Source organism: Mycobacterium sp. (assembly GCF_035274705.1).
GTDB lineage: Bacteria > Actinomycetota > Actinomycetes > Mycobacteriales > Mycobacteriaceae > Mycobacterium.
In genome coordinates, this window is the sequence record NZ_DATENY010000145.1 from 1 (window position 1) to 6923 (window position 6923).

Sequence of the window (6923 nt, forward strand, 5' to 3'; positions counted from 1 at the left end):
AGTCACGCTTCGTTACCCACCAAAGACTTGATGAGGTCGGCTGTCGCCTCCATGCCCGGTCTCGTGATCTTGACCTCGCGCGACTGTCCCTTCCCGCGAAGGACCGCCACCTTGTCCATCTGCTGGATCGTCGCTGCGAAGTTGCCGCTATCCAGCTTGCCGTAGTCGGTCACTACCTTGCGAATTGGAGCGGTCGAAGTCCATTCTTCGAGTCCCGCTGCCTGGCGGGCGACCGAAATCAACTGAGCGAGTTGACGAGCCGCCTGGGCCTTGTTTGAGGCAAGACGCCTCGCGGCCAACACCAATTCCGGCTCGCCATCCTTCACGGCGTACACAAGTTCCAGCACGTCCCGATCCAGCTTTAGGGCTGCCGCAATCTTTCCAAGCACGTCCCCGTCGTCCAGGTCAACCGGGTGCGGAGTACCGGGCTGCCGCTGAACAAGCGCGGGCACCGCGCCCAGGGTCGCATCGCTGCCGCGGATTGGTAGGCGCACTTGCAACACGTGCTTCAAGATGATGCTGCGGTCCTCACCTTCCGCACCTAGCGCATCACAATCTGCAAGTGCAGCCGCGGCGGCCGCCCGGATTTCGTCGCCGTTCGCGTCGTCGGGTCCAGTCATTTCGACCTCTTCTGCTCGATCCATGTCACCAAAATGACAACCTCATGAGCGAGGGTACACATGACATTCGACCTGTCAAGCGATCATCGCCTATGCGTTCGATTAATAGGTCGATTTTGTCGGAAGACTCTGTTCCACGCTCCGTGACCGAGGCGCGGCACCGAGCGCAAGGGTTGAATGCCGCACATGGAACCCGCAGTTCCTACCTGTCGTTTTTCCTGTTGCTGTCACAGAAAGCGTCTTTGAACTGCGTGTATAGCACATGTCGTGCGAACTGACTACACATGAATATGGATATGCAGACTTGTACATTCGATTTGTTTAGGTAAGCGAAGAAGTTGATCATCGGTGTGAACGCGCCGTCGAGCGTTTTGCCACCGGACGCACGGGCCCGCCCGAATGGCAGCGTTGATGAGCTCGCGAATCGTCACGTGCCGATCCGGATACTGAGGTTCTGGCGCTCCGCCTAAGACGTCGGCGCCATCCGCAGGTCGGGCTTGGCCTTGCGCCACCCTGGTCGACCCCAAAAGGGCATACGGCGGGACTGTCCCGGCGCCGGCCTTCTGGGTCTTCGAGGCTTGCGCGATTCAGTGGACCTGGGCGTGGTCGGCCTCCGTGCCGAACGCGAGCTCACGGCGTTCACGTTGGTCACGAGACCGTCGGTGGTGAAGCGGATGCGCGTTGCTGCGCTGGCCTTCGTCGCCCAGTCCACGAACGGTTCGATGACACGTTGAGTGGTGCGCGCGCTCGAAGACCGCTCGGGATGTTGAAGATCATTGCCAGGAACGTCTAGGCGGATTCGCCGTACGCAGATCGTACGCACGCCCCGACCCAAGGGCACCCAACAGCAACTAGCAATCACCCACCTGAACAGGTCACATTCGATGCCGCGTGCGAATCAGCAAAGCTACAAAGCGCCAGCTAAAAAGATTCAAAACCCAGACAGTGTGAGTTCGAGTCTCACCGAGGGCACAAGCGACTGAGCGGGTTCACAAGAACCCGCGAGGAACACTCTGTGAGCTACCGCATGAACCGGGCGATGGCCGTCGTTCGAATCGCTTGCGCGGCCCTGGCCTGGCGGTAACCCAGCATTGCGCCGGCCGCCGTCAAGGCCACCATGCCGCTGACACCAGGCACGGTCGCGATGATCAGGGCCTCCAGATCGGCGGTCCTCAGGACATCGGGGTATCCCACGCGGAACGCCTCTGGCACCCCTGGCGCATTCACTACGACCGTCGGCAGCGGTTGGATGCCCGGCTGCCCTGCCGGCGGTTGCGAAATCACCGGTATTGGAGCCGCCGGCGCGGGGCCGGGGACCGACGGCAGACCCTCGGGAGGAGCCACCGGCGCGACGAGCGGCACCGCGATCACTGGCGGCACGCCAACGGGCTCCGGTGCTACGCCGACGGGTGCAGACGCCGGAGGCTCGGCCCGGATCACGACGCTGCGGGCGCTCGGCGCGGTGGGTACGGGCGGAAGGTTCGAGGCCCTGGCCGTGCTGCCGCTACTGCGAGGTTCTCCGCCATCACCGTTGCCGGCAACGCTTTGGGGAACCATGTTGATACCTGCTACTTGATTGCTGCGCGCCTGCGGGAGATCCAGTCCGGAATCGCGCTTGTCGCATTTCTTCCGGTTGTGACAAAAGATGTCGAGGACGTCAATACCGAACAGACCGTCGGCTGAAGATATTGCGCTGCCGACAATACCCGGCCCGACAACCATGGCCGTGTAAGCGATCATGCAGCTGATTGCTGCTCGACGTACTCCCGACCGGCGCACAGCGATCATTGTCGCACAGACTTTGCTAGATGTGGTCGTCAATGTCTCGCCGGCTAATTTACGGTACGGACGAATCACCCACCGGGGGCGCGCTGTCCACCGACCTGAGAGCACGCCGCCCGTCTTGCCGGACGAGAGAGGTGCTCACGTGTTGGCAAACGCAGCTACGGGCTAGGCGACCTCGACGGGTGCCGCCGACACGTCCTGTCCGCGGCTGCGGCGATCCCATTCCGCCAAGACCTCGGGATCGGTGAGCTCAATGGTCAGACTGCCGACGACATAGATCGGCTCGTTGGCGAAGATATCGCCCACATAGATGATCGTCACCAAAGTGGCGATGGCCGCGACGGCACACCAGCCCACCCAGGATCGGCACGCGCAGTCCGCCGACGAGGATGTCGTAGGCGACAGTCAGCGCTGCGACCGGGAGCCGACAGCGACCTGCCGGGTGTGCTTCGAACGTTGGAGATCGCCGGCAGCCGACTCCTGCTGAACACCGTTGGCCCGCAGGCCCTTAACGCCTACGCCGCCGCGGCGCTCGGCCCCCTGGATGCGACAGATCGGACCGGCGAATTAACTGCGCGGGCTCACCGCATTCCTCGAACACAACGGGCACTGGAGCTCCGCCGCGCGCGCCCTTCGGGTACATCGCCACACCATGCGCAACCGCATCGACGCAATCGAGCGACTTACCGGCCGGCGCATGGATTCCGCACACGACCGCCACCAGCTGTGGCTCGCGCTGCGGGCTCGCGACGCCGCCAGGATGTCGGACGGTTAGGACGTACTGGACGAGGCGGACGACGACGCGGCAGATGCGGCTGCGCCCTCGCTGTCGGTCGCGGTCTTGGCGGTCTCGTGGCCAAGCTTGGCCTTGATGTCGTTGACCGACGTGCCGTTTTTGACGTTGCCTTCCGCGTGCCGTCCGCCCGGGTTGGCACCGTTTGTGTCCTTTTTGTCGTCGCCGGGCTTATGGTCGGCGTCCTTCTTGGCGTCGTCGCCCTTCGACCCGTCCTCGGACTCCTTGCGGCCCGGCGTGCTCGCCTTCGGCTCGTCGGCCGACTTCGGCTCGGACGCCGTCGCATCACTCGACGGCTTGGTCTCGGTGGACGGCTTGGGTTCATCGGCTGGAACTCCGGTGCTAGTGCCCGTCGATGTCGGTGCGGTGGCCGTCTCCGTAGCGGTCGCGGTGGCGGCGGCGGCGGAAGCCTTGCCAGCGGCGGCGCCTGTCGCGGTCGCGTCTGTTGCCGTCGTCTCTGTGGCTGTCTCCGTCGCGGTCGTCGTCGGCGCGGTGGTCGTCGCCTCAGTCGGCGTGACCTCGGCGGTCGAAACCGCTTTGGCCGCAGCCACTTCGGCAGTCGACGCCTCCGTGACTGCCGCGCCGGCCAACCCCGACTTCTCCGTCGTGGCCGATGTTTTCTCGGCGCTGTCGGCCGTCATCGATGCCGCCACCCGCGCGGCCGCGGTGGTCCCCTCGGCTACCGCGGCCTGCGTGTCGGCGGGCAGGGACAGCGCTGTGGCGACTGTCGACGTCGGGTTGAAGATGCTCGCGAAGAAGTTCGCCAAGGCCTGAGCGACCACGTTGACAAAGCTCTGGACCACGTGGGCCAGCTGCTGATACAGCTGCGTCAGTGCCTGAGCGATCGCGGCCCCGAGGTCCGGCGGATTCTGGGTCGCCTGACGCGCGGCGATTGCGTCCTTGATGATCTGTGCGGCCAGCTTCGGCACCCAGTTGCCCGCCTCGTCCTTGGTGAAGATGCCGAACGAGCCGTCTTCAGTGCCGTCCATGCGGTCGACCGTCGTATAGATGAACGCCGGGCCGGTGTACGACAGGTCGTGCCACGAGTCCAGGAAGTCCTTGATGAAGTCGGCCTGCTGTTGTTCAGTGACTCCGTTGACGCCTGCGGTCGGCAGACCGTATTCGGTGGCCCAGATCTTCAATGCCTCATCGCCGTTGTCGATCATCAACTGCCGCATGGCGATCAGCTGTTCCAGTGGGGAATCGGCATTCCACGGCTTGTCCGGAGTCAGCGTGCCCTCCGAGAACTTCGTCGTGTACTGGTACGGGTGGAACGACAACGCGTCGAAAAAACCCTTGGCGCCGTTCGCATACATCTGCTCGACGTAATCCCGCGGGTCCATTGTGAGATTGCCGAAGTTGACGACTGCGCCGAGCACGCCGGCGACGACCAACGCGTTCGGGTCTGCTGTCTTGATTGCCGAGTAGGCGGCCTTCAACACCTCGGTGTAGGAGGCGGGATCCGGCTGCGGCGTCCAGTATGGGATCGCGTTCGGCTCGTTCCACACTTCGTACGCAGACACCTTTCCGAGATAGCGCTGCGCGACGGTCGCGGCGTACTCGGCGAACTTCGTCGGATCTGGAGCGGCCCCGGCGCCCCAGCCGCCCTGGTTCGGATCGGCGCCCCAGGCGGGAGTGGAGTTCAGCACGCCGAGAACGGCCATGCCGCGATCGGCGGCCGCATTGACGATGTAATCCGACCGCGCCCAGAAACTGGCCTCCCAGTCAGGCGGCAACGTCCCCGGCGCCACCGGCTCGTTGCCCGACCACGGGATGAGCACCCGAACCGTGTCGACACCCAACGTCTTCAGCTCGTCGAGGTGTTTGTCGATCTCGGCGTAGTCGATCTGGCCGTCCCCGGTCGTCGCGCCCCAGACGTCGGAATCGGCGACGCCGATAGTGTTGTTGGACGAGTCGATGACTGCCGTCGGGACGAACGCATAGCTCGCCGGCCTCGGTAGCGGGGACGTCGGCACAAGCAAATTGGTGACGTATAGACACATGATGGCTATCGGCGCCACGGCAATCACAGTTGTTATCGCATAGCGCCGCAGACGGCGACCCACGAAACGCCTCATAGCCACTCCTGATTTCAGAACTCGGGCGGGGACTTCCGCAAGTTGTGTCGACTCAAATTAGCGGATTAGGAAGAGAATTGCGTACTTACTCAAAAAGAACTTTTAGTCTGAAAAAGGTGACGAGTCAAGACATCTCCGCGCCTGCCGCCGATCCGGGCTAAGGCCGTTCAAAGTGCGCGCACAAATACACAAATCCAGCAAAGAAGATACCCATGGTCGGATCGTGGCGAGAACCGGCGAGAGAAGTGTCCCACTACTGGGAATATGCAGGTAATCACGGCGCGGTCACTACGCAATTACGGCACGCTTTGCTGCGAACCGCATTGCCTGCGCATTTAGCCTCCCGAGCCGAAGCAACTTCTGCGCCCGTCCGGTTCGCGACGCCATCCACAATCCTGCCAATGCCGCGTCCGGCGTGTGCCTTTCTACGGAGTGATTAGCGTCCCTAAAGGCCGCCGGCCTGTGGCCCCATAGCCGCCTACGTCACGTGACGAACGGACCCGAAGTTCCTCGCGGGTTCGACCGGATGCGGATGCCTCGGTTATGCACTGCAGAAAGGTGTGGTTCTATAGCCCGCAAACCGCCGTTCGCGCGGCGGTCGCCCTACCGGAATTTCTAAGCAAAAGCAAGCCCGTCCCCTCCCCCAAAGGATCGCAAAAGCCCAGGTCGGCGGATGCCCCGGCGATAGGCTTTGCCCATGGTGGTCAAGATGCGACCCATCTGTGTACCCGAGCTGGCGATCGAGAGCCGGATACCGGCACGCACCCGCCACCATGCCGAAAGACTGGCCCGTCACCTACGCGTCCTCACCGTGACGACGCGCATCGCCGCCGCCGTCAGCGTCTTCTTCGGCATCCAGGGACTGATCGTCGGGGTTGACGTGTGGTGGATTCCGCACGTCAACCTCGCCAGCGGCGTCATTTTTCTGCTGACTCCCTTGCTCTACCGGTTCGGTGACCTCGTCGCGCCCCTGGTGTTCTTCTTCACCGCCTACGCGTCGATCACCGTCGTCTGCTGGAACCTCGGCACCGGCTCGGGACTGCAGTTCTATTTCCTGGTGGCGGCAACTCTGCTGGTGCTTACCCTCGGCATCGACTACATCGTGCTGACTTCGGCGTTGGCCGCTCTCGGGGCCGCGACGGTCATCTGGCTCGAACTCAACGTCCCGAACAACACCGGCGTGCAGCCCGATTGGGCCTTCAGGTTGGGTTTCATCCTGACCGTGACCACGGCCTGGATCATGGTCGTCGCGGTGGTGTGGTACGCGCTGCGTGAAATCGCCCGCGCGCGACAAGCGATGGAGGCGGAGTACGACCGGTCCGAAAGGTTGTTGACCAATATCCTGCCCGAGGCCATCGCCGAACGACTGAAAGATCCGTCGCGCAACATCATTGCCGACAAGTACGACGACGCCTCAATCCTGTTCGCCGACATCGCCGGCTATACCCAGCGTGCCAGCGACACCACACCGAGCGACCTGGTGCGCTTTCTCGACGGCCTCTACACCGACCTCGACGCCTTGGTCGACAGGCACGGGCTGGAAAAGGTCAAGACGAGCGGCGACTCCTACATGGTGGTCAGCGGCGTACCTCAGCCGCGACCAGACCACGTCGAGGCGCTCGCGTGCCTTGCCCTCGACATGGCGGA

General features: G+C 63.3%; 6 protein-coding genes. 2 read left to right on the top strand and 4 right to left on the bottom strand.

Going from position 1 to position 6923, the window contains the following annotated elements; translation table 11 throughout:
* Window positions 1-2: 2 nt before the first annotated feature.
* From VJV41_RS28765 to VJV41_RS28775, 3 genes are all read right to left on the bottom strand, one after another.
* Window positions 3-620: a hypothetical protein gene (locus tag VJV41_RS28765; protein WP_325339631.1), complete on the bottom strand. Its 618-nt coding sequence runs from the start codon at window positions 618-620 to the stop codon at window positions 3-5.
* 1020 nt (window positions 621-1640) lie between these two features.
* Window positions 1641-2360, bottom strand: a complete 720-nt coding sequence (locus VJV41_RS28770; RefSeq protein ID WP_325339633.1) for a hypothetical protein — start codon at window positions 2358-2360, stop codon at window positions 1641-1643.
* A 210-nt stretch (window positions 2361-2570) separates the two neighbouring features.
* Window positions 2571-2726, bottom strand: coding sequence for a hypothetical protein (locus VJV41_RS28775; RefSeq protein ID WP_325339635.1), 156 nt, complete (start codon window positions 2724-2726; stop codon window positions 2571-2573).
* Window positions 2727-2976: 250 nt separating this feature from the next.
* Here VJV41_RS28775 and VJV41_RS29045 point away from each other — a divergent pair, with 250 nt between their 5' ends.
* The gene (locus VJV41_RS29045) at window positions 2977-3180 is read left to right on the top strand and encodes a helix-turn-helix domain-containing protein (protein WP_414685080.1); all 204 of its coding nucleotides are present in this window, start codon (window positions 2977-2979) and stop codon (window positions 3178-3180) included.
* Here VJV41_RS29045 and VJV41_RS28780 read toward each other — a convergent pair.
* A complete protein-coding gene (locus tag VJV41_RS28780) occupies window positions 3177-5219 on the bottom strand; it encodes a cellulase family glycosylhydrolase (RefSeq protein ID WP_325339637.1) in 2043 nt (680 codons plus the stop codon). The genes VJV41_RS29045 and VJV41_RS28780 overlap by 4 nt on opposite strands.
* A gap of 754 nt (window positions 5220-5973) precedes the next feature.
* On the opposite strand from VJV41_RS28780, the gene VJV41_RS28785 reads away from it, so the two are divergent.
* Window positions 5974-6923, top strand: a 950-nt coding sequence (locus VJV41_RS28785) for an adenylate/guanylate cyclase domain-containing protein (protein ID WP_325339639.1), incomplete at its 3' end; no start/stop codon positions are given.

What these genes read in the sequence shown, in the direction of transcription:
- VJV41_RS28765 (WP_325339631.1), bottom strand. Translation starts at nt 620, where the DNA reads ATGACTGGACCCGACGACGCGAACGGCGACGAAATCCGGGCGGCCGCC.
- VJV41_RS28770 (WP_325339633.1), bottom strand. Translation starts at nt 2,360, where the DNA reads ATGATCGCTTACACGGCCATGGTTGTCGGGCCGGGTATTGTCGGCAGC.